The organism is Kribbella sp. NPDC051952, assembly GCF_040680855.1.
In the GTDB taxonomy this organism is placed as follows: Bacteria; Actinomycetota; Actinomycetes; order Propionibacteriales; family Kribbellaceae; genus Kribbella.
The window spans coordinates 201,536-224,706 of record NZ_JBFAXQ010000003.1 but is presented as its reverse complement, the minus strand read 5'-3'; the positions used below and the strand labels follow the sequence as shown (position 1 = coordinate 224,706).

19 protein-coding genes are annotated in these 23,171 nt (G+C 68.2%); 11 read left to right on the top strand and 8 right to left on the bottom strand.

Annotated features, from left to right (window positions below):
- Positions 1-7 precede the first annotated feature (7 nt).
- A complete protein-coding gene (locus AB0L70_RS08180; RefSeq protein WP_363681362.1) occupies positions 8-1,498 on the top strand; it encodes a class I SAM-dependent methyltransferase in 1,491 nt (496 codons plus the stop codon).
- Here the strand turns inward: AB0L70_RS08180 and AB0L70_RS08175 are convergent.
- The 6 genes from AB0L70_RS08175 to AB0L70_RS08150 form a co-directional block, all read right to left on the bottom strand.
- Positions 1,478-3,724 (bottom strand): glycosyltransferase, encoded by a 2,247-nt coding sequence (locus AB0L70_RS08175; RefSeq protein WP_363681360.1) that lies wholly within the window; start codon positions 3,722-3,724, stop codon positions 1,478-1,480. The two genes, AB0L70_RS08180 and AB0L70_RS08175, sit on opposite strands and share 21 nt — an antisense overlap.
- On the bottom strand, positions 3,724-5,568 hold the full coding sequence (locus tag AB0L70_RS08170) for a hypothetical protein (protein WP_363681358.1): 1,845 nt from the start codon (positions 5,566-5,568) through the stop codon (positions 3,724-3,726). The genes AB0L70_RS08175 and AB0L70_RS08170 overlap by 1 nt, the downstream gene beginning before the upstream one ends.
- Positions 5,561-6,382, bottom strand: coding sequence for a hypothetical protein (locus tag AB0L70_RS08165; protein WP_363681356.1), 822 nt, complete (start codon positions 6,380-6,382; stop codon positions 5,561-5,563). Before AB0L70_RS08165 ends, AB0L70_RS08170 begins: the two co-directional genes overlap by 8 nt.
- A gap of 1 nt (position 6,383) precedes the next feature.
- The gene (locus tag AB0L70_RS08160) at positions 6,384-8,666 is read right to left on the bottom strand and encodes a glycosyltransferase (RefSeq protein WP_363681354.1); all 2,283 of its coding nucleotides are present in this window, start codon (positions 8,664-8,666) and stop codon (positions 6,384-6,386) included.
- Between the two features lie 70 nt (positions 8,667-8,736).
- Positions 8,737-9,489 (bottom strand): N-acetyltransferase, encoded by a 753-nt coding sequence (locus AB0L70_RS08155; RefSeq protein WP_363681352.1) that lies wholly within the window; start codon positions 9,487-9,489, stop codon positions 8,737-8,739.
- A gap of 12 nt (positions 9,490-9,501) precedes the next feature.
- Complete coding sequence (locus AB0L70_RS08150) at positions 9,502-10,485, bottom strand: glycosyltransferase family 2 protein (RefSeq protein WP_363681350.1); 984 nt, start codon at positions 10,483-10,485, stop codon at positions 9,502-9,504.
- A gap of 67 nt (positions 10,486-10,552) precedes the next feature.
- Between AB0L70_RS08150 and AB0L70_RS08145 the strand changes: the two genes are divergently transcribed.
- The gene (locus AB0L70_RS08145; RefSeq protein ID WP_363681348.1) at positions 10,553-12,778 is read left to right on the top strand and encodes a hypothetical protein; all 2,226 of its coding nucleotides are present in this window, start codon (positions 10,553-10,555) and stop codon (positions 12,776-12,778) included.
- On the opposite strand, the gene AB0L70_RS08140 is transcribed toward AB0L70_RS08145, so the two are convergent.
- Complete coding sequence (locus AB0L70_RS08140) at positions 12,771-13,793, bottom strand: spore coat protein (protein WP_363681346.1); 1,023 nt, start codon at positions 13,791-13,793, stop codon at positions 12,771-12,773. The genes AB0L70_RS08145 and AB0L70_RS08140 overlap by 8 nt on opposite strands.
- A 146-nt stretch (positions 13,794-13,939) precedes the next feature.
- Between AB0L70_RS08140 and pseB the strand changes: the two genes are divergently transcribed.
- The 8 genes from pseB to AB0L70_RS08100 all read left to right on the top strand — a co-directional run bounded on the left by pseB (position 13,940) and on the right by AB0L70_RS08100 (position 21,921).
- Positions 13,940-14,920, top strand: coding sequence for a UDP-N-acetylglucosamine 4,6-dehydratase (inverting) (pseB, locus tag AB0L70_RS08135; RefSeq protein ID WP_363681344.1), 981 nt, complete (start codon positions 13,940-13,942; stop codon positions 14,918-14,920).
- A 4-nt stretch (positions 14,921-14,924) separates the two neighbouring features.
- Positions 14,925-16,049, top strand: a complete 1,125-nt coding sequence (locus AB0L70_RS08130) for an aminotransferase class I/II-fold pyridoxal phosphate-dependent enzyme (RefSeq protein WP_363681341.1) — start codon at positions 14,925-14,927, stop codon at positions 16,047-16,049.
- Between the two features lie 10 nt (positions 16,050-16,059).
- The gene (locus AB0L70_RS08125) at positions 16,060-17,433 is read left to right on the top strand and encodes a hypothetical protein (RefSeq protein ID WP_363681339.1); all 1,374 of its coding nucleotides are present in this window, start codon (positions 16,060-16,062) and stop codon (positions 17,431-17,433) included.
- Positions 17,433-18,248: a hypothetical protein gene (locus tag AB0L70_RS08120; RefSeq protein ID WP_363681337.1), complete on the top strand. Its 816-nt coding sequence runs from the start codon at positions 17,433-17,435 to the stop codon at positions 18,246-18,248. The genes AB0L70_RS08125 and AB0L70_RS08120 overlap by 1 nt, the downstream gene beginning before the upstream one ends.
- A complete protein-coding gene (locus AB0L70_RS08115; protein WP_363681335.1) occupies positions 18,236-18,973 on the top strand; it encodes a glycosyltransferase family protein in 738 nt (245 codons plus the stop codon). Before AB0L70_RS08120 ends, AB0L70_RS08115 begins: the two co-directional genes overlap by 13 nt.
- 49 nt (positions 18,974-19,022) lie before the next feature.
- Positions 19,023-19,838 (top strand): class I SAM-dependent methyltransferase, encoded by an 816-nt coding sequence (locus AB0L70_RS08110; RefSeq protein ID WP_363681333.1) that lies wholly within the window; start codon positions 19,023-19,025, stop codon positions 19,836-19,838.
- A gap of 80 nt (positions 19,839-19,918) precedes the next feature.
- Positions 19,919-20,260 carry a DUF485 domain-containing protein gene (locus AB0L70_RS08105; RefSeq protein WP_363681331.1) on the top strand — a complete coding sequence of 114 codons (342 nt, stop codon included), beginning with the start codon at positions 19,919-19,921 and terminating at the stop codon, positions 20,258-20,260.
- Positions 20,261-20,265: 5 nt separating this feature from the next.
- Positions 20,266-21,921 carry a cation acetate symporter gene (locus AB0L70_RS08100; RefSeq protein WP_363681811.1) on the top strand — a complete coding sequence of 552 codons (1,656 nt, stop codon included), beginning with the start codon at positions 20,266-20,268 and terminating at the stop codon, positions 21,919-21,921.
- On the opposite strand, the gene AB0L70_RS08095 is transcribed toward AB0L70_RS08100, so the two are convergent.
- The gene (locus AB0L70_RS08095) at positions 21,918-22,574 is read right to left on the bottom strand and encodes a helix-turn-helix domain-containing protein (protein ID WP_363681329.1); all 657 of its coding nucleotides are present in this window, start codon (positions 22,572-22,574) and stop codon (positions 21,918-21,920) included. The two genes, AB0L70_RS08100 and AB0L70_RS08095, sit on opposite strands and share 4 nt — an antisense overlap.
- 49 nt (positions 22,575-22,623) lie before the next feature.
- Here AB0L70_RS08095 and AB0L70_RS08090 point away from each other — a divergent pair, with 49 nt between their 5' ends.
- Positions 22,624-23,058 carry a pyridoxamine 5'-phosphate oxidase family protein gene (locus AB0L70_RS08090; protein ID WP_363681326.1) on the top strand — a complete coding sequence of 145 codons (435 nt, stop codon included), beginning with the start codon at positions 22,624-22,626 and terminating at the stop codon, positions 23,056-23,058.
- The last annotated feature ends 113 nt before the right edge of the window (positions 23,059-23,171 follow it).

Below are 23,171 nucleotides of genomic sequence, written 5' to 3'. Positions count from 1 at the left end.
TCGGGGCGTGAGTGAGTACTTGCTGTTTCCGGGGCGGCATCATGTGCTGACGCGGTTCCAGGCGGAGTTCCTGCAGGGGTTCGTGGACCGGACCGTCGTGTGGGCGGTGACGTCGGCGAATCACCAGACGACCAAGCGGAATCCGGTGGCGTTCGATCGGCGGGAGGCGGCGATCGAGCGGTTCAGCGTGGCGACCGGGATCCGGTCGCTGGTGGTGGGAGTCGTCGACACCCCGCCGACGGACGAGTTCGCCGAGGTGACGGTCAAGGCGATCGAGGCGGGGACCGATGATCTCGTCCGTCTGACGCCGGAGAACACGCTGGTGGCCTGCTCTACACCTGAGGTGAGCAAGCTGTACGAGCAGCTCGGGTTCGAGGTGGTCGGAGTCGAGCCGGACGGCCTGCCACGACCGTGGGACATCCTGTTGATGATTGCCTCAGGCAACGAGATCTGGAACCAGCTGGCGCACCCCGCGACGGTGGATGTTTTCGAGCGGTACGCCCTCGATGCCCACATCCAGCGCTGCGTCAACGACCCCGTCGTCGGCGATGACGGCGGCCTCACCACGACCCGCGACTACAAGACGTACGCCGACGCCTTCGAAACTGCCGCCGACCGGAAATGGCAGCAAATCAAGGACTTTGTCCGCCCCGGACGCATTCTCGATATCGGCTGCGCGACCGGCGCAACCCTGCAACTCGTCGACGGTGACCCGCGTTTCCACGAATCCGACCTGATCGGTGTCGAAGTCGCCCGCCACCTGTACGCCGAATGCGTCCACAAGAAGGAACAAGGCCTCTTCCACAACCCGAACGTCTATTTCTACCAACGCAACATGCTCGGCTCGGCCGTCTTCCCACCCCGCTCGATCGACACCACCCTCACCCTCGCGCTCACCCACGAAATCTGGTCGTACGCCGATGGATCCCGGCCGGAAACCGTGCAACGGTTCGCGAACGCGCTCTTCGCCCACACGGCTCCCGGTGGCGTCTGGATCAACTCCGACGTCTGCGGACCCGCCGAGCCGGATCGTTCCGTCGTACTGCGGCTGGACGACAGCGACGGCGAGAACCCGGACGATCCGGCCGAATTCGAGTCCCTCGACGACCCGGCGGCGTACGTGGGCAGGCTGTCCACCCGGGCGCGGTTCTTCCAGTTCGCGCACGACTTCCGGCGCAACGCCAGGGTCCCGTTCGAGTACGACGTCCAGCATGATGGGCTCGTGCTCCGGCTGGCCGACGCGATGGACTTCCTGACCCGCAAGGACTACGTCGACAACTGGTTGAGTGAGACGCACGAACAGTTCTGCGGGCTGAACTTCGCCGGCTGGTCCACCGTCGCCGAGCAGGCCGGGTTCACGATCGACCTGGCGTCGAAGGCCTGGCGCAACGACTGGGTCATCGACAACCGAATCGCGCCGGTCGCGTCACTCAGTACTCCCGACGGCGATCCGATCGACTGGCCGGACACCCACCAGCTACTGGTCGCCCGTCGCTGACCGCACCTCGACGTGCAGGGTCCCGGCGTACGGCCGAACGGTCAGCACCTGAGCACCGCGCGCGATCGTCAACGGCAACCGGCTGGACAGGAACGGCTCGCACTGCACGGCATGTGATGAACCGTCCGGAGCCGTCGCGAACAGGATCCAGTCCGCCGGCTCCAACGCGCCCAGGTCCACCAAGGCGGCCCACCCGTCGTCCGAGACCGTACGGCGGCAGTCGACGTCCACAGGCTCGTCGGAGTCGGCCAGGAATCGCCGCCAACTGAAGCTGACCTCGCCCCAGTCCGGCCCGCGCACCAACAACATGTTGCCAGCAGCAACCGCAGCGGTCGCGGTCATCCGGATCGGCGACTCGTGCAGGTTCACGTACCCACCGGTCGAGCGGGTCAGCATCACCACCCGGCCGCCCTCGGCATGCGAGACCAACCGGTCCCCGGCCGTCCACAACAACACCTGCTCCTGGCCTTCCGGACCGCGCACCCGGAACGCCCGTGTGGTCCGCTGACTGAACGGATCGTCCGGGTTGGTCTCTTCGATCATCGAGCGAATCGGCACCCGGGCGGTGAAATCACGCCCGTCAACCTCGAGCGGCAACTCCTCCTCGCCGCCCGCGACCGGCCGGGTCACGAACAAGGACGGCTCGTCGAACGACGACCGGCCGTGCAATACCAACGCCTCCGGCGTCTGCTCGACCGAGGTCAACCGGCATGGATCCTGCAGCCGCCGGATCGCGAAAGCCTCGTCCTTACCCGGCCCAGGCTGAATCCAGCTCGTCTCGTCGATCCACGCCCCCGGCGGCCAGCCCGGGCTACCGGCCCGCTGCCCGCGCAACACGTCCCGCCGACGTACCCGACCAGCCCGCATCCGTACGTCGAAGTGGGACGGACCGGCCGTGCACTTGGCGAGTAGCTCGCGGTCCAGCAGTACCTCGAACCCGACCAGGGACTCGTCGCCGAGCAGGTCCGTCGCGGCATAACGCCGTACGCGCAAGGGATACGACCGACCGGCGATCACGAGCGCGATCCGGAGGCTGGAGGACCGCTTGGTCTCCAAGTGCCGGATCTCCGCGGTGCCCTTGACCGACAGCTTGCCGTCGACCCACGCCACCTCGCGGACACTCGTCGCCAGGGTCAGATCGTTGTCCGCGACCTCGTACAGCTCCTGCGGTACGGCGGCTTCCCGGACACCCGGGTAGTCGAGCTGCCACTTCCGCCACCGGCGCGGCATCGCTCGCACGCTCAGCCCTTGGTCGGCGCGGAACAGGGCGAGCCGGCGGAGCAGACCGACGTCACCGTCCCGGAGTGCGGCGTACTGCAACCGGTCGAACCGGGACGCGTTGTCGAGCACCGCCGGGTCGAGTCGGCCGATCAACTGGGCCGCGAGTTCGAGGAGCTGCTGCTCTTCCGCCGCCGGAACGGTGCCGAACGCCGTCAGCACGGCCAGCAGGTCGATCTGGGTGAAGTGCGCGTGCACCCGACGGCGTACCTCGGGCAGTCCGTCCGCGACCAGATCCATCACCAGGCCGGCCGAGACGACGCGGTCGCGGAGGTTGCCGAGCTGGAACTTCTGCTGGGTGATCGAGTCGCCCGACTCGCGCTCGCGCCAGAAGTACACCGGGGCCGCGAGCGTGTCGACCGTGACCGCGTCGAGGTGCGCCTTCAGCGTGATCGGGTAGTCCTCGTAGCGGATCGCCGGGAAGCGGTACCCGTGCTCGTCCCAGAACGACCGCCGGTAGACCTTGTTCCAGACCATCCGGTCCAGCACGAGCTCGGGCGTCTCCGAGACGTGGGTCGCGAAGCGGTCCTTGGTGAAGCACTGCCGCTGGAGGTACGACGGCCGTACGCCGTAACTGTTGTTGAACCGGCGCGCGTTCCCGCCTGCCAGGTCCGACCCGGTGCGGTCCAGGGTCCGGATCAGGTTGCCGAACCCGTGCCGGGTGACCAGGTCATCGCTGTCGACAAAGGCGACGTACTCCCCGACGGCGTGGTCGACGCCGGTGTTGCGCGCGGGGCCGAGGCCGGCGTTGTCCTGCTGGACGATGCGGAACCGGTCGTCGCGGGCGCAGAAGTCCTTCGCCACCACCGCGCTGTCGTCGAGGGAGCCGTCGTCGACCAGGATCGCCTCGAAGTCGGTCCAGGTCTGCCGCGCGATCGAGTCCAGGCACGGCCCGATGTACTCACCGACGTTGTAGAACGGAACCACCACGCTCAGGCGCGGGGGCATCATCGCCTACGCAGACGGCGCGACACCTTGCGAGCCACGACGCGCGGCTTGCGGATCTGCGCGGCGTGGAAGACGACCCGGGAGAGTGCGTACGTGCGCGAGCCGCGGATGCGGTTGTGCGCCGCGGTCATCTTGTCGAGCTGGCCGCGGAGTTCGCGGATGCGGTTCTCGCGCGTCTTCATCTGCTTGTTGCGGAAGCCGAGGGTGCGCTCGAGACCGTAGACGTGGCCTTTGAGCTCGAACAGCTCGCGCTTGGCTTCTTCGGCGTCCACCAGGGCGGTGCGTACGTCGACGGCCGGGTGCTCGTGGGTTGCGAGTACGTCGTTCAGTGCGGCGGCCAACTCCTTGCCGCGGGCAACGTGTCCGGCGGAGGCGGGGGGTGTGTCGGGGGAGGTGGCTTGGAGTGGCTCGGGGAGCTCGATCCCGGACATGCTCATCCAGGTGGAGACGAGGTCGTCGCCGAGCATCCACGGGGGCCAGGGGTGGCGGCGGTGCCCGCCGATCAACCGGTCGTGGAAGCGGCACCAGGCGGCGGCTAGTAGGTCTGCCTTGTCGGTCGGCTCTGCGGTCACCCACGGCGAAACCCCGTGGGCGAAGGAGTCGCCGTCCACCACGATGTCGTCCCACCTGAGCACGACGGTGGAGTCGGTAGCCCATTCACCCAGGCGGGAGGCCAGCTCGCGGAATCCTGGGACATCCTCAGCAGCAGCCAGTCGAATGAGGAGATGCTCGACGGACACACCCCCAGGAACAACATTCGGCACAACCGCCCCATCAAAAGCCAGCGTGGTAATGGGGGAAGAGAAAGAGGAGGGGTCGGCCGCCGAGGTGATGGCTGAGGCTGGGGTAGCCGGGGCGGCTGTGGAGGCGGCGGACGCCGAGCTCGCGGAGGCGGACGCTCCGGTGGCGGAGGTGAGCGCCGGGGTCGCGGAGGTCGCGTCGGCGGGGGTGAACGCCGGGGTGGTGGGGGTGATGTTGGTTTGCCAGCCGGCCGGGCCTCGGTCGGTGGTGAGGACGGTGGGGCCGGACTCGGTGTAGAGGTCGTGTTCGGCGTGCATGTTGGTGATGGCTAGCCAGGCGGTGGGGATGGAGGGGAGGAGGCCGGCTCGGGCGGCGGAGTCGACGCCCTCGGCGATCGGGGAGAGCAGGGGGATGTCGGCTGCTTGCAGGGCCTCCACGGCTAGACGCGTGGGGAGCTCACCTGGACGTGCGTCCGCGGCGACCTCTGCTGCGATGAAGGTCCGGGCGCCGAAGTCGGCGTACACCTGGGCAGTCCAAGGCAACGCGGCCGCGAGTTGATCGACCGACACCGGGCGAGTCGGATCGTCATGGAGCGGGCGCCACTCGTTGTCGCCGTGGCGTTCGTGGAGCGGGCGGCTGTCGAGCAGGTTCAGCAGTGAGAACTCGTTCTCGAGTCCGAGTACGACGACCGCCTCCGGGGCAGCAAGTCCCGTGAGTGCGTCCAACCGCGCGGCCCAGCTCAGATCAGCACTGTCATAACCCAGCACCCGGTCGAGACCGTCTGCCGCGACGATCACCTCGAACGGCTCGATCCCGTCCTCCGACGAAAGCCGAAGCCCGTCCAGAGCACCGGCAACGACCTGAAGCCGATCACCGAAGTCCGCAGCCAACTCCTCCGCATCCGCCACCGACCGCACCAGGATCGTCGCGTCCGTGGTCCGATCGAGGACCACCGAGATGAGCCCCCGCGAGTGCGGCCCAATCATCAGCGTGCGGTGATTGGCGGGAAGGACGTCGGCCAGGAGTGCGGCCAGGGCCGGGTGGTGGTCGGCGCTGTCGGTCCACGGCTGCATTTCACCGAGGACCACCTGCAGGTCAGACACGCTCTCTCCAATCGAACAGCATCCGCATCTCCGCGGGCGGCATCATCCACGGCTTGCCGAGCTCCAGGTCGGTCGTCGCCCGGGCGGCCTCTGGGTCGATCGACTTGCCGAGCATCTCCGGCCACAGCCGCTCGATCCGGCTCTGCCCGCCGAACAAGGGGTTCTCGCCGTCCATCTCCATCGGGTCGCCGTACACCGCCGGTTCGCACCCGGCCGCGACGCCGTAGAAGATTGCCGTCGACAACCGGTTGGCGGCGACCCGCTTGTGCCGCCGCAACTCGTGCAACTGCTTGAACAGGAACCGCCGATCGGTGCCCTCGTACGAGAACCCGCGGCGCCCGAACGACACCACCCGGAAGCCCGCGTCCTCGTAGAACCCGCGTACCTCGGGACGGTCGTACTCCGTGTAATACAACGAAAAGGTGACCGGCCCGGGCTCGGTCTCCCGGATCTCGTCGATCAACCGCTGGTGATCGCCGTGGATCTTGCCGCCCTCCCACCCGTGGAAGAGGAACCACAGCGTGCCTTCACGCTCGACCGGCTCGGCCTGTTTCTCCAGTTCCAGCAGGTAAAGGAACGGCGCGCCGATGCTGTGGTAGTTCCGCCGCCCGAGGGCGTGCCCGCGTCGGCGGGGGGCGTCGCTCCAGGTGAACCGCCAGGCGCCGTCGTAGAACTCGTGCACCGGGTTCCACCCGCAGCCGATGTTCCAGCCGTGCTGCAGATACCCCCGGAGTCGCGGCGGGTGGTCGAAGTCCAGACCGGCGTACCGGGACAGGATGTGCGTCTGGCCGTAGTAGTGATTGTGGTGATGCATGTCAGCGGACCTCCACGTGCAGCGTGCCGGCGTGCGGCCGTACGGCGAGAGCGTGCGCGTCACGCGCGATCGTCAGCGGCAACCGGCTGCACAGGAAGGGCTCGCACTGCACGGCATGCGTCGTACCGTCGGGCCTCGTCGCGAACAGGATCCAGTCCGCGAGTGACGCCAAGGGATCCGCCGAGACCCGCACCGCCGCCACCGGGATCAGCGCGTCCACCGCAGCCGCCGCCGACCAGCCGTCGGCGCACAACGTACGGCGGCATGCGACGTCCAGGTGATCGTCCGAGTCGGCCAGGTACCGCCGCCAACTGAAGGTGACGTCACCTCCGTCCGACCCACGCACCACCAGCAAGTTGCCCTCAGCAACCACACCGGTGGCCATCGTCCGGACCGGCGCCTCGTGCAGGTTCACGTACCCACCGGTCGATCGAGTCAGCGTCACCACACGACTGCCCTCGACCTGCGAGACCGCGGACTCGCCTGCCGTCCACAACAACACCCGCTGCTGCCCTTCCGGACCGCGCAACCGGAAGGATCGCGTCGTCCGCTGACCGAAGGGGTCATCGGGATTCGACTGCGCCAGCAGGTCGTGCATCGGCAGCCGGGCAGTGAAGTCGCGACCGTCGATCTCCAGCGGAATCTCTTCCTCGCCGCCGAGCACCGGCCGGGTGACGAACAACGACGGCTCGTCGAAGGCGGAGCGTCCGTGCAGAACCAGCGCCTCCGGCGTCCGTTCGACGGCGGTCAACCGGCACGGATCCGTGAGCCGCCGAACGGCGAAGCATCCGCCCTTGCCCGGACCAGGCTGGATCCAACTGGTCTCGTCGAGCCAGGCACCCAGCGGCCAGCCCGGACTGCCCGGACCCTGCCCACCCAGCACGCCCTGCCGGAGCCGTCGCCCGGACCTCATCTGTACGTCGAAGTGGGCCGGCTCAGAGGTGCATTGCGCAAGGAGTTCAGGATCGAGCACGACCTCGAACCCGACCATCGTCTTGTCGCCATGCAGGTCCAGCGCGGAGTACCGCCGTACCGGCAGGGGGTGGGTGGTGTCGCCGACGACCAGGGCGATCTCGAGGGTCGACGACCGTTCGGTTTCCAGGTGCCGGATCTCCGCGGTGCCCTTGACGGACAAACCGCCGTCGACCCAGGTCACCTCGCGCACGCTCGTCGCCAGGGTGAGGGCCGCATCCGAGAGCCGGTAGAGCTCCTGCGGTACGACGTCCTCGCGCAGGCCCGGGTAGTTGTAGTCGAGCTGCCAGGTCCGCCGCGGCCGGGCGACCGCGCGCGCACCGCCACGGAGTCCACCGTCGTTGCGGAAGACGGCGAGTCGCCGGAGCAGCTCGACATCACCGGCCCGGAGCGCCGCGTGCTGGATCCGGTCGTACCGATGGGTGACCGCGAGTACCTCGTCGTCGAGCCGGTCGAGCAGTTCGCGGGACAGGTCGACGAGGTGCTGCTCTTCCTCGGCCGGCACCGACCCGAACGCGGACATCAGCGTCAGCACGTCGATCTGGGCCAGGTGCGCATGCACGCGACGACGGACCACCGGGGTGCTGTCCTCGACCAGGTCGAGCACCATCCCGGCCGAGACGACCCGGTCGCGGATGTTGCCGAGCTGGAACTTCTGCTGGGTGATCGACTCACCCGACTCCCGCTCGCGCCAGTAGTAGACCGGCTGGGTGATCGTGTCGACGGTCACCGCGTCCAGGTGCGCCTTGAGCGCGACCGGGTAGTCCTCGTACCGGATCGGCGGGAAGGTGTAGCCGTACTCGGTCCAGAACGAGCGCCGGTAGACCTTGTTCCAGAGCATCCGGTCCAGCACGAGGTCGGGCACCTCGGTCACGTGCGTCGCCAGCCGGATCCGGGCGAACGGCTGCCGGTGCAACCACGACGGCCGCACTCCGAAGCTGTTGTTGAACCGCCGCGCGTTCCCGCCGGCGAAGTCCGAACCGGTCTTGTCCAGGGTCCGGATCAGCGCCGCGAACCCGTGCCGCGAGACCAGGTCGTCGCCGTCCACGAAGGCCAGGTACTCACCTGCCGCCTCCCGGATCCCGGCGTCGCGGGCCGGTCCGGGCCCGGCGTTGGACTGCTGGATCAGCCGGAACCGGGGGTCGCGAGTACAGAAGTCCTTGGCGATGACCGCGCTGTCGTCCGGAGAGCCGTCGTCGACCAGGATCGCCTCGAAGTCGGTCCAGGTCTGCCGGGCAATCGAGTCCAGACAGCCGCCGATGTACTCACCGACGTTGTAGAAGGGCACCACCACGCTCAGCCGCGGCGTCACTCGGGTGAGGCTCCTCTCGCTGCCGGCTTACGTGTGCCCCCCAGGCACCCCGTACTTCAAGAGCACTGGTCTACGTAGCGGCAACGAGGTGAAGTGTCAGAAGGTTATGCACCGGTTCGAATCCGTAGCGGGCCCAGACCCGCTGGATACCGCTGAGATGCGCCTGCGTGGACACGACCAGCCGTCTGGTCGTGCAGGCGTCCTCGACCGCGGCGAGCAGGTGCCCGTACCGGCCCCGCCCCTGCTCGGCCGGTACGACGCCGGACAGCTGGATCTCGGTCCACGAGCGCTGCTGATCGATTGCGGCGAGGGCGAGCATCCGCCGGTCCGGACCACGCAGTACGACCGCGCCCGCGTCGGCGATCCGCCGCCGCGCCCACTCCTGCCGGCCGACCAGCGCGAGCGAGCGGTCGAAGATCGGGTTGGAGCAGTAGTGGTTCCCCGAGTCGCCGAACACGTCCGCGACCAGGTCGTCCACCAGGTCGTCGTCGGCCGTGGGTTCCATCTGCGCGGTGAAACCGGCCAGTGGCGCCGGGCGGCGGCCCTTGCCGACCGGGAGCGACCAGTAGACGACGGTGTCGGCCAGGAGCGCCTGCCGCGGCCCGCTCGCCAGCGCGGCGAACCAGGTGGTCTCGCGGGCCGGGTAGCGCAGCACGATCACGTCGGCGCTGGATCTCTCGACGGCCGTGAGCACCTCGGCGAGCGGCGTACCGGCCGATGCGGACACGGAGATCCGGTCGATCGAGACCCCGAACCGCTTCGCCGCGTCCACGGACGGCCGCACGGTCAATTCACCGGCTTCGAGCGCGTCGTACCAACTCACAACCCCGGGAGCTTAGTCGTTCTCGTCGATGGTTTCGGCGAAGGTGTGGTGGCCATGGTCCTCGAGGCTGTCGTAGCCGACGAGGAACTGGGGGCGGCGCTGACTCGATTGGAACAGGCGGGCGACGTACTCGCCGAGCAGTCCGAGGCAGAGCAGTTGGATCGCGCCGATCACGCTCACGGCGAGGACGGTCGAGGTCCAGCCGGGGATGCTGCGGCCGGCGAGTTTGATGACCAGGGCACCGATCACGAACACGCCGGACAGCATCCCGCCGAGCAGGCCGAGCCAGGTCGCCAGCCGCAGCGGCGCGGCGGAGAAGGCGGTCACGCTGTCGAACGCGAGCCGGAGCATCTTGGTGAAGTTGTACTTCGTCGTACCGGCGGCTCGCTCGGCGCGGACGTACGGCACTTCCGCGCTCGGGAAGCCCAGCCACGGGATCACCAACCGGAAGACGCGGCCGTCCTCGGGGAGTGAGTTCACCGCGTCGACGACCCGGCGCGACACCAGCCGGAAGTCGCCGGCGTCGAACGGGATCTCCTTGCCGACGAGCCGGCACATCAGCCGGTAGTACATCCGCGCGGTGGTCCGCTTCAGCCAGGTGTCACTCGACCGGTCGGAGCGTACGCCGTACACGACATCGACGTCCCGCTCGCGCGCGGTGTCGAGGAACTCGGCGATCACCTCGGGCGGATCCTGCAGGTCGGCGTCGATCGTGACCAGGTACTCACCCCGGGCGCGCCGGAAGCCGGCCGACTGGGCGGCCTGGTGACCGCTGTTCCGGAGGAGTCTGACGACGCGGAGCTGGGCCCAGTCCTTGGCGGCTTCGAGCAGAAGCGTCGCGGTGTTGTCCCGGCTGCCGTCGTCCACGACGACGAGTTCGTAGGAGATCCCGAGCCCGTCCAGGAGCGGCCGCATCCGTGCGAAGAACATCGGCAGCACCTCCTCCTCGTCGTACATCGGTACGACGACGGAGAGCGCCGGCTGATCGGGTCGCATGCCCGGAGACTACTGCCGATGACAGTCTGCAGTCGTCCGACCACGCATTTCACATTAGTGTTGCGACATGCGCGCGAAAGCACGACGGCGGGGGCCGCGGACTGCGGGACCGACCCTTTCCGGTCTAGTCGCCGGACTCCTGGTCGTAGTCCTGGCGATCGTCCTACTCGCCCTGAACGCGACCCCCTTCGAGGTCGCACGGTTCGTGGGTTTCACCGCGCTAGCGATCGCACTGCCCGGGTTCGCGCTGTGGCGGCTGATCGGCAACTACGGCCGCAACCTGGTCGAAGACCTCTCCGCCGGGTTCGCGGTCGGCACGGCGGCGCAGGTGATCGTCTATCTGGCCAGCGCATCGATCGGACTACAGGCGTGGTCGTGGGTGTGGGGACCGGTCGTGCTTCTGATCGCGCTCAGGGACCGCGACGTTCGTGAGCGGGTCTGGCGGCGTGTCGACCAGCCACTCCGACCCCTGCAGGCCTGGCTGCTCGCCGCCACGACCGCGGTGGTCCTGCTGGTGGTCTACCGGCGCGGACCGGGTCAGTTCCTGCCTGCGTACACGGATCCGCTCCGCGCCTACCCGGATCTGGCCTTCCAGCAGGCGTTGGCCGCCAGCGCGAAGTACGACGTACCGATCTCGACGCTGTGGCTCGGTGGCGAGCCGATGAAGTACCACACGTTCTTCCACCAGGCGACGGCCGCGACGGCGTGGGGGACGCGCATCGATCTGACCGATCTGATTCATTCGCTGAGTTGGCTGCCGTTGTTCCTGGCCGGGTGTGGGCTGGTGTTCGCACTGACCAGCCGGTTCGCTCCGACCTCGGAGTCGGGTGCGACCTGGGCCGGACCGCTGGCCGTCCTGATCGCTGGGCTGGGCGGGGCTGTGCAGCCGCTGGCGGATCAGGGGCTCGGCGGGATCTCGACCGCGGTCGCGGCGTACCTGAGTCCGACGCAGAACCTCGGCGTCCTGATCGCACTGGCCATCTGCCTAGTGGCTGTGGACCTGCTGCGATCAGACAGTTTGCGGAGCCGATGGGTGTTGCTGATCCTGCTCGCGCTGGTCGCGTCCGGGGCGAAGTCGACGATCCTGCCGCTGGTGGGCGTCGGATTCGCGTTCGCCTTCGTGCAACTGACGGCGGCCAAGAAGAGCACGCGTACGGCGATGCTCGGTGGCGGGCTGTCGTTCGTGGTGTTCGTGGCCGCGCTGATCGCGATCTTCGGCGGGAGTACCTGGGGGACGGAGATCAAGCCGTTCGAGACGTTCGTCCAGTTGGCGCCGTACGCGACACTGGTGGACAACCCGCACGCGGAATTGTTGTCAGCGGCAACGACCCTGCTGAGCTGGGGACTGGCGGCGTCCGGACTGTTCTTCGTCGGCCGGAGGTGGCGGGACGCGGGCGCCGTGTTCCTGCTGGGCTTTGCGGTCGCCGGCCTGCTCGGGACGCTGCTGACGTCGCAGTCCGGGGTCAGCCAGCTGTACTTCCTGCGGACGGCCTTTCCGGTGGTCGCCGTACTCGCGTCGGTCGGGCTGGCCAACCTGGTCGGGCGACTCGGTGATCGACGCGCTGTGGTGCTCGTGGGCGCGGCTGGGCTGCTCGGGCTGGCGGGCCTTGCCATTGCTCGATCGGCGTCGGCTGACCTGCGGGGAGTCAAGGGTCCGTGGCTGTGGACCGCTGTCGCGCTCGGCGCGGTCGCAGTGGTCGTTGCCCTGGCGTGGAAGGCGTTTCGACGACCTGGCAACGTCCTTGTCGCGCTGGCGGCCGGTCTGGTGGCGGCGAGCATGATCGGGGCGATTCTCGTTCCACTGCAGGCGGTCGTGTCGGACAAGGCGTCCAATCTGGTCTTCGCGCACCCCTTCCGCGGCGGTGCGACGGCAGCGGAGGCCGGTGCGGCGCAGTGGCTGCGTCGGAACAGCGCACCGGGCGAGCTGATCGCGACCAATGCGCACTGCATCATCCAGCGCGACGGCATCTGCGACAGCCGGCACTTCTGGCTCGCCGCCCTGTCCGAACGGCCAGTGCTGATCGAAGGCTGGTCCTACTCCAACCAGGCAAACCGGATCGCCCTGATCACCGGTGGGAACCCGAGCCTGATCCCGTACTGGGACCGCGGCGAGCTGATCGCGAACGACGCCGCCTTCAAGGCCCCGACGCCCGCCGCGATCGAACGCCTCCGCCAGGCCGGCGTCCGCTGGCTGTACGCCGACAACCGGGCAGGCGACGTGTCACCGGCACTCCGCAACTACGTCCGCCTCCGTCACGCCACGATGGACGCCACGATCTACGAAGTCAGATAAGCCCGAGCAACGCGTCGGCAACCCGCTGCCGCCCATTGCCGTCAACCAGCGCCCATCCGGCCGCAGCCAACCGAGCGCGCTCGACCGGATCGGTCAGCAGCCGCTTGAGCACCGCGGCCGCAGCAGACGGGTCTTCCTCGAGGTCGGACAGTACGCCGATGCCCGCCGCCATACCCGTCGCAATCGCGCGCTCGTAGCCCATCACCTGGTTGTCCACCACACACACGAGTCCGGCCGTCGCCCCGAGGCACAGGAGCTCCCACGTCGACGTACCCGAGGCGCTGATGGTCAGGTCGGCGTCCCGTACCTCAGCCGCCAGCCGATCGGTCGGACCGATGACGTCGACCCGTTGCTGCGGCCTGAGCTCAACCGCGGCGATCCGGGCAGCCAGGTGCGCTCCAGGCGCAACCACAGTGGCCTGAAACGGAACCCCGGTAGCAGACAGCGCTCGCACGACCGACGGACCGGCACCGAACGCATCCGTCCCGCCGAAGAACGCAAACACCCTCGGTACGCCGACCTGCCGCGGCGCGGGTGGTTCCGACGGGCGATGCGCGAGGATCTCGTCCCGGATCATCACGTACTGCAGACCTGCCAGACGGATCGAGCCCGGCGGCAGCGAGGGGTGGTCGAGCTCGGCGGCGAGGTTCTGATCCACCAGCACGTCCGCCTCGGCCCCACGGAAGTCACCGTCGACGATGGCGAGCGTGGGAATCCCCGCTGCGCGCACGGCCGGATAGACGGACGCATCCAGGTCGTACGAGTCGAAGACCACCGCATCAAGCCCGAGCCGGGCGAACAGCTCCACGTGCTCCGCGGCCGTCCACACCGCCGACTCCACCGCGATCCCGCGAACCCTGATCTGCTCCGCGGCCCACGGCACGGTGTGCGCGTCGCAGACGAACACCAGCTCCACGTCGCGACGCTGGATCTCCTCCGCCAGCGCCAGGCAGCGCATCACGTGCCCGATCCCCCGCCCAGGCCCAACATCACACCGCACCCCGACGCGCTTCACGGCTCGAACTTATCCTTCCAGAGCATTCGTTTGATCACACCCAGGTACGACCGAGGGTTGAGGAGCGTTCAGAGCGGGCAGCTATTGTTCGAGTCTGCACTGCGCGTACTGTGCTCGGAACTGTCCGTCAGAAGGGTCCCGCTCGAGTGTCCATCCTTACCGGCTCCGACATCCTGGTCACCGGAGGCACGGGGTCCTTCGGCCGGGCTTTCGTCCGGTATGCGCTGGACGAGCTGAACCCACGCCGGCTCATCGTCTTCAGCCGGGACGAGCTCAAGCAGTGGGAGGTCCGCCAGCTGTTCGGTGACGACCCCCGGCTGCGGTTCTTCCTCGGCGACGTCCGGGACCGGTCCCGGTTGCTGCGCGCCATGCACCGGGTCGACTACGTCGTCCACGCGGCCGCGCTGAAGCAGGTCGACAGCGGCGAGTACAACCCGTGGGAGTTCGTCCAGACCAACGTGATCGGCTCGCAGAACGTCATCGAGGCTGCGATCGACTCCGGCGTGAAGCGGGTCGTCGCGCTCTCCACCGACAAGGCGTCCAGCCCGATCAACCTGTACGGCGCGACCAAGCTGACCGCGGACAAGCTGTTCATCAACGGCAACCACTACGCGGCGGCGTACGACACCCGCTTCAGCGTGGTGCGGTACGGCAACGTGATGGGCAGCCGCGGCTCGATCATCCCGAAGTTCCGGGCGCTGCACGCGGCCGGGCAGTCGCTGCCGATCACCGACCTGCGCTGTACCCGGTTCCTGATCACGCTGCCGGAGGCGGTCCGGTTCGTGGTCGACTCGTTCGAGCTGATGACCGGTGGCGAGCTGTTCGTGCCGCGGATCCCCTCGATGAAGGTGACCGACCTGGCCGAGGCGATCGCGCCGGGGGCGAAGATGCACGACGTCGGCCTCCGCCCGGGCGAGAAGCTGCACGAAGAGATGATCAGCCCGGAGGAGGGCCGCCGCGCGCTCCTGGTCGGCAACCGGTACGTGCTGCAGCCCGACCTGGCCACCTGGGGCTACCTGCCGCCGTCCGACGGTCGCCCGGTCGCGGACGGGTTCCACTTCGCGTCGGACACCAACGAGCTGTGGTACTCGATCGAGGAGATCCGCAAGATCCTCGAGAGTGAATAGCCCGATGCTGCCCTACGGACGCCAATCAATCTCCGCCGCGGACATCGAGGCGGTCACCGCCGTCCTGCGCGGCGACTGGCTCACCACCGGTCCGGCCGTCACCGCCTTCGAGAACGCCGTCTCCGAACTCGCCGGTGGCCACCGCACGGTCAGCTGTACGTCGGGCACCGCGGCCCTGCACATCGCGTACGCCGCACTCGGCGTCGGACCGGGTGACGAGGTCATCACCACCCCGATGACGTTCGTCGCGACGGCGTCCTGCGCCGCGATCCTCGGTGCGACGATCGTCTTCGCGGACGTCGACGAGGACACCGCGTTGATCGATCCGTCGGCGGTCGAGGCTGCGCTGACAGACCGGACCAAGGTGATCGCGGCCGTCGACTACGCGGGTCAGGCCGCGGAGTACGACGTACTCCAGCCGTTGGCGGATCGGGTCGGGGCCCGGACCCTCGCGGACGCGGCTCATTCGGTCGGCGGTCGCGCGGATGGGAGGCCGATCGGGGATCTCGCCGATGTGACCACGATGTCGTTCTTCCCGACCAAGAACCTGACCACCGGCGAGGGCGGCGCGGTCGTCTGCAAGGACCCGGCGGTCGGGCAGCGCGCCCATGAGTTCCACTTCATCGGCCTCGTCCGCGACCCTGATCGCTTCGAGCTCACCGACGAGGGTCCGTGGCATCAAGAGGTCCACGAGTACGGCGTGAACTACCGGCTCACGGATCTCGGTGCCGCCCTCGGGCTGTCGCAGCTCGCCCGGCTCGCCGACTTCAAGCACCGCCGGGCCGAGATCACCGCCCGCTACAACGAGGCGTTCGCCGGCGTGGACGGACTCCGTACGCCGGTGCAGCGGGCCGGCGTCGATCCCGCCTGGCACCTCTACCCGATCCGCGTACTCAACGGCCGCCGCCGCGAGATCTTCGAGGGCATGCGCGCCGCGGGCATCGGCGTACAGGTCAACTACATTCCGGTCTACTGGCACCCGGTCTTCGCCCGGCAGGGCTATCAGCGCGGTCTGTGCCCGAACGCCGAGCGCTTCTACGCCGAGGAGCTCTCCCTCCCCCTCTTCCCGGACCTGTCCGACAGCGACGTCGACAGGGTGATCGAGACCCTTTTGAAGCTGGTTGGCTAACGTGACTGATGTGACCCGGTCGAATTTGATCGGCGGAGAGATGCTCAATTGGTCGGATCTGCACCCGGGGGACGCTCGTCCTGCGGCGGCTGGATCCGCCGCCGTAGCGCTCCTGGCCGCCACCCTCCAGCCGGAGGACTCCGTCCTGATCGCCGGCCCGCACGCCGTCGAGGTGATCACCGCTGTCGCCGACCGGATCACCTCGATCGACCTGCTGCTGCGCTCGGCTCCCGACGCGGAGGAGATCGCCGAACTACTCGGCGACACCAAGGGCCAGGTCTTCTGCGGTTCCCTCGACCGGCTCGCCAGCGACGAGACGTACGACGTGATCGTTGCGCTGGACGGCCTCGAACGCCTGGTCGGCCCCGACACCGCCAAGCTGACCTGGTCCGAGGCACTGCATCGGCTGCGGGATCACCTCTCTCCCTCCGGCCGATTGCTGCTGGGCGCCTCGAACGCCTTCGGGATCGAGCGCTTCACCCAGCCCGCGATCACGGCCGCGCTCCCGCGCGACGAGGACTGGGCCCGGGACGTCGCCGACACCGCACCCGCCGGCCTCAAGCCACTGCAGGCATCACTCGAGGCCACCTGCACCTACGCGGTCTTCCCATCCCTGGTCGACGCACAAGTCGCAGTGACCGCGGTCGACGGTTTCGCGGCCGTAGTCGCAGCCCAGGCTGTTGCCGAGCGCAACGCAGGCCCGGTGCTGATGGACCCGTACCGTCTCCTGCTCGACGCAGCCGAGGCCGGTCTGGGCCTGGAGCTGGCGCCGGCCTGGTACTTCGTCCTCGGCGCCAAGCCACCCAGCGTGCTTCCGGAGGGTGCCGTTCCCGGCGGGAAGGGTGTGTTGTTGGAGGAGCACCTACTCGCCGCCCTGCGCGTCGACGACCAGGCGACCTTGCGCCGGATCATCCCCGAGTACGTGGCCTGGCTCGGTACCGGTGGGAACGGTTCGCCGGACAACGTGATCCTGGACGGGACGTCGTACCGGCTGTTCGGGACGGCACAGGAGCTCGATGTGGTCGAGCACCTCGCCCGGTTCGCGCGACGGGCGCTAGAAGGTGGCTCACGGCAACCATGGCCGGCCGCCGCCGACCCGCACACCCTGACTGCGCGGCTCGCCTCGATGGCCGGGATCACCGTTCCCACCCAGGAATTCAGTCCGGATGAGGTGGTCCGTCCGCTCGGAAGCGCCGAGCAACTCGCGACCGTGGCACGGCTCGCGGATGAGTTGGCGCACGCGAGTGCCCGGGCGATCCTGTTCGAGGGCACGGTCAGCGGGATCCGGCGGTCCCTGCCCTACCGGGTCGGCCACGCGGTCCTCAACCCGGCGCGCGTGATCCGCCGCCGCCTGAAGCGCCTGGTGCGGAAGGTACGCCGCTGATGCACCACGCCAACCACTTCTACGGGCACGCGAACATCATGGCGTCGTACGCCGGACTCGCGAAGCCACCCCGGATCTGGGGATACCTGCAGCACGGCTGGAACATCCTGGACGGTTTCGCCCACGGCACGAACTTCGCGCCCGGGATGCCGAAGTTCGTCTGGTCCGACAGCGTCCGCCGGCGCGGCCACTCGCTGGGCCTGCGCAACTACTCGGTGATCGGCTCGGTCTGGCTGTACCTGCTCAAGGTGCACCCGGAGCTCGCCACCCCCGCAAAAGGGGCCCGGGGCACCATCTTCTACCCGTTCCACGGCTGGGAAGGCCAGCATGTACTGGGTGATCATGGCCGTCTCGTTGCCTCGGTCAACGAACACGAGACCGGCCCGGTGACCGTCTGCCTGTACTGGAACGAGTACCAGAACCCGGCGATCCGGAAGGTCTACGAGGACGCCGGGTTCCGCGTCATCACCCACGGCTACCGCGGCCTGCACTGGCGCAAGACCGACGCCAAGTTCCTGGTCAAACAGCTGCGCGAACTCCGCAAGCACACGCGGGTCGCGTCCAACCGGCTCAGCTCGGCCGTTCTGTACGGCGCCTCGATCGGCCTGCAGCCCGGGGTCTATGGTGATCCGATGGTGCTCGAACACGAGCATCCCTCGTTCGGCGGGCAGGCGCGGATCAAGCGGCTGTGGCCGGAACTGGACCAGCCGTTCGTCCCGTCGGCGATCGCCCGTGAGTTCACCGACACCGAGCTCGGCGTCGAGAACGTCGCCGGCCCGGCCGAGATCCGGGAGCTTTTCCAATGGAATCCCTGAAGATCGGGATCATCACGCAGGTACGGGTGACGAGTTCCCGCCTGCCCGCCAAGGTCCTGCTGAGCGTGCGTGGCCGGACCTACCTCGAGCATCACCTCGACCGGCTCCAGCACACCGGTCTGCCGGTGATCGTCGCCACCACCTCGAACTTCAACGACGACGTCGTGGTCGAGGTGGCCAAGCACGCCGGCGTACCGGTCTTCCGCGGTAGCGAGGACGACGTCCTCAGCCGCTTCGCCGGTGCTTCCCGCGAGCACGGGCTGGACGGAATCGTGCGGGTGACGTCCGACTGCCCGCTGATCGACCCGGGAATCGTTGCCGCGGGCGTCGATCGCTGGCGGGCCGAGAACGACCTCGACCTCTACCTGTCGAACTGCCTCGAGCGGACCTACCCGCGCGGCATGGACTACGAGATCTTCTCCGCGGCCCGCCTGTACGACGCCGAGGACAGGGCGACGCTGCGGGCCGACCGCGAGCACGTCACGTCGTACCTGCACCAGAACCGGTCCGGTGAGATGCGGTTGCTGAACCTGCCGTGGACCGGCGGAGGTGCGCAGTACCGGCTGACGCTGGACACCCCGGACGACTGGAAGTTGCTGGACGCACTCATCGACGATCACGGCGCGGCGGGCATGAGCTGCGCCGAATTGGTCACATTCCTGGACGCACATCCGGAGCTGTCCACGCTCAACGCGCACATCGAACAGAAGAAGCTCGGCGAGTGAGGGCCTGCTAGCGACATGGCAGGCTGCCGCTACGGCATGATTTACGGTGATGACCACCGATGATCCAGGACCGGAGCCGGCGAACGAGGCCCGGGCGAAGTCGTTCGGCGCTGTCGCGTCGGCGTACGACGCCGGCCGACCGACGTTTCCCGCCGAGGCGCTGACCTGGATCCTGGGCCCGGGCCGGGGCCTGCAGGTCCTCGATCTGGGCGCCGGCACCGGCAAACTCTCCGCCGTCGCCGCCGACCTCGGGCACGATGTGGTCGCGGTCGACCCGTCCCAGGAGATGCTCGAGGTCTGCCGTCGCCGGTCCGGGATCGACACGATGGTCGGCGCGGCCGAGTCGATCCCGCTCGCCCACGCCTCGGTGGACGCGGTGATCGTGGGCCAGGCGTTCCACTGGTTCGACCACGCCCGGGCCCTGCCGGAGATCGCCCGCGTGCTGCGGCCGAACGGCGTACTCGGGCTGCTCTGGAACAACGCGGACATGGTCGTCCCGTGGGTACGCCGGATGATGCACGCGATCCAGGGCAGCGACCAGGCCGGTGGCGACCGGTTCGACCCGGTACCGATCCTGCTGCAGTCGGACCTGTTCGCGCTGGTGGAGACCTCCCGGTTCCGGCACTGGCAGGACCTGACCCGGAACGGCCTGCGCCTGCTGGCCGAGTCGCACTCACGGATCGCCGTACTGACCGAGTCCCGCCGCGAGGCGGTCCTCGAACAGATCGACACGCTGTACGACACCACCGCTCGTCCGCCCGAGCCGCTGCGGATGCCGTACTTCACCGATTGTTATCGCGCCCGCCCCAGCGACCTGGCGAACTACCGCCGCACCCTCGACGCCCCGGTAGCCCCGCACCTCTAAAACGTTTTGGTTGCGGTAGGTCACAAACCTGCGACTTGCGGCTAACGTGCATCCGTTGGTGTCCACGCAAAGGGGAACTGATGGACGAGGAAATGGTGCGCGAGCGGGATGCCCGTGCCTATGAGGCGGTGTACGAGGCGGCCGACTTCAAAGAGCTGAAGCGGCGCTACAAGAACTTCGTCGTCCCGTGGACGATCGTCTTCATGGCCTGGTACCTGGCCTATGTCGCCTGCAACAACTGGGCTCGTGACTTCATGAGTCATCGGGTCGTCGGGCACATCAACGTGGCGCTGATCTTCGGCCTGCTGCAGTTCGTCTCCACGTTCGTGATCGCCGCGATCTACGGCCGGTTCGCGAACCGGAAGCTCGATCCGCTCGCTCACGGCCTGAACGCCAAGTACAAGAGGGAGCGCCGCCGGTGACTCTGATCATCCCCGCGCTGATCCCGCTGGCCGACGCCCAGCCGGGCAACCGCACGCTGACCATCTCGCTGTTCACCGCGGTCGTTGCCGTCACGCTGTACATCACCTGGTGGGCGTCGCGGCAGAACAAGACCACCGCCGACTACTACGCCGGCGGCCGCTCGTTCAGCGGCGCGCAGAACGGCCTCGCCGTCGCCGGTGACTACATGTCCGCGGCGTCGTTCCTCGGCATCTCCGGCCAGATCGCCCTCTACGGGTACGACGGTTTCCTCTACTCGATCGGGTTCCTGGTGGCCTGGCTGGTGGCGCTGCTGCTGGTCGCCGAGCTGCTGCGGAACTCGGGCCGGTTCACGATGGCCGACCAGCTCGCGTTCCGGATGAAGCAGAAGCCGGTCCGGACCGCGGCCGCGACCTCCACGATCGTGGTCTCGATCTTCTACCTGCTGGCCCAGATGGTCGGCGCCGGTTCGCTGGTCGGGCTGCTGCTCGGCGTGAAGAGCGAAGGCGTCAAGGCGGCCGTGATCATCCTGGTCGGCGCGCTGATGATCGTCTACGTGACGATCGGCGGCATGAAAGGCACCACCTGGGTGCAGATCGTCAAGGCCGTCCTGTTGATGGCCGGAACGGTCGTGATCACGTTCCTGGTGCTGCTGAAGTTCCACTTCAACATCTCCGACCTGCTCGGGTCGGCGGCCGACAAGTCCGGCAAGGGCGAGAGCTTCCTGCAGCCCGGGTTGCTGTACGGCAAGGACCTGACCGGCCAGATCGACTTCCTCTCCCTCGGCCTGGCGCTCGTCCTCGGTACGGCGGGGCTGCCGCACATCCTGATCCGCTTCTACACCGTGCCCGACTCGAAGTCCGCGCGCCGGTCGGTGCAGTGGGCGATCGGACTGATCGGGGCGTTCTACCTGATGACGCTGGCCCTCGGGTTCGGTGCGGCCGCCCTGCTGAACACCGCCAAGGGTTCAGCCGTCGCAGAGTCGAAGGGCAATGTCGCGTCGCCGCTGCTGGCCGAGTCGGTCGGCGGTGGTGCCGACTCGATCGGAGGCGCGATCCTGCTCGCGTTGATCGCGGCGGTCGCGTTCGCCACCATCCTCGCGGTGGTCGCGGGCCTGACCCTGACATCGGCATCGTCGTTCGCGCACGACCTGTACGCGAACGTGCTGCGTGGGTCAGGTTCGGCGAAGGAGAAGCCGTCCGAGAAGAGTGAGCTGCGGGTCGCACGGTTCGCGGCGATCGGGATCGGCGCAGTCGCGATCGGGTTGGCGATTCCGGCGCAGAAACTGAACATCGCCTTCCTGGTCGCCCTCGCGTTCGCGGTCGCGGCCTCGGCGAACCTGCCGGCGCTGCTGTTCAACCTGTTCTGGAAGCGGTTCAACACCTCGGGCGCGGTCTGGAGCATCTACGGAGGCCTGGTCTCCGCCGTCGTTCTCGTGGTGTTCTCCCCGGTCGTGTCGGGCAAGTCGACGTCGATGATCACCGGCTCCGACTTCGCCTGGTTCCCGCTGTCGAACCCGGGCATCGTCTCGATCCCGCTCGGGTTCCTGTTCGGTGTCCTCGGCACCTTCCTCGGCCGGGACAAGTCGAGCCAGATCCGCTACCACGAGCTGTCCGTCCGCTCCCTCACCGGAGCCGGCGCGGAGGGCCCGGCCAAGCACTAAGTAATACGGAAGACCGTCGCAAAGACGTCGAGGTCGGCGGCACTGGCCTGATGGCCCACCATCCCATCGGCCAGTGCCTTCGCCCCGTCGATCGCCCCGGTCAGCAACGGCGTCAGCGGTGCCATCGCCTCGATGACCACCAAGTTGGCCGGCGCCGGCGACCGGAACGGGCCAGGCTCCGCAGTCAGCGTCGAGCCCGAGCAGACCGCATGCACGACGATGTCGCCGAACCGCAGCTCGTAGGCCAGCTTGCCCGTCCCGCGCTTCGACGGGTGGTACGTCGACCGCAGCGCCATCACCAGCGAGTCCGCCGTCGCGATCTCGCCCGGCCGAAGCTCCCCGAGTGACCGCGCTCCCCACCGGCCGAGCGCCAGTACGACGTCCTCCAGCTCCAGACCGTACGGCGTGAGCTCGTAGACGATCGCGCCCGACGGCCGGGGCTGCACCCGGCGCTCGACCAGGCCGGCGCTCTCCAACTCCTTGAGCCGGGTCGCCAGGACGTTGGTCGGGATCTTCGGCAGGCCCGCCCGCAGATCCGTGTACCGCTTCGGCTCGACCAGGAGATCGCGGATGATCAGCAGCGCCCAGCGCTCCCCGACGAGCTCGAGCGCCCGGGCCACACCGCAGTACTGGCCATAGGTCTTCGTGGTCATATTCTCACTCTACTTGACAGAGACTACTTGTTTTTTGCAAGCTTACTGCATGACGACGATGACCGCAGCGAAGCGTGAAGAGTTCCTGGCCGGACAGCACATCGGAGTGGTGAGCGTGAGTGGTGCGGACGGGCGGCCGCCGACCACGGTGCCGACCTTCTACGCCTACGAGCCCGGTGGGGCTTTGACGATGTTCACCAACACGCAGGGCCGGAAGACGGCGCGGGCCGAGGCGATCCAGGCCGCGGGCGTGATCACGTTCCTGGTCCAGGAGGAGGCCTGGCCGGCCAAGTACGTCACGGTCGAGGCGACCCTGGACTCCGCCACCCGGCCGACCGTCGAGCAGATGCTCCCGATCGTGCGGCGCTACATGCCCGAGGAGGCGGCGCAGGGATTCGCGCACGCCGAGGTCGACGACCCGGACAGCACGATCGTCTTCTTCACCTTCACCCCGACCCGCTGGTTCTCCGGCGACTACTCCTGACCACCCGCGTCCTGACCAAGCGTCATGAACCGTTGACGCTCGCGGAGTGCTGCCGTAACAATGAGCCAGCGCTGCGCAAGAAATTAGCAAGCCAGAGAAAGTTTTGGACTCTC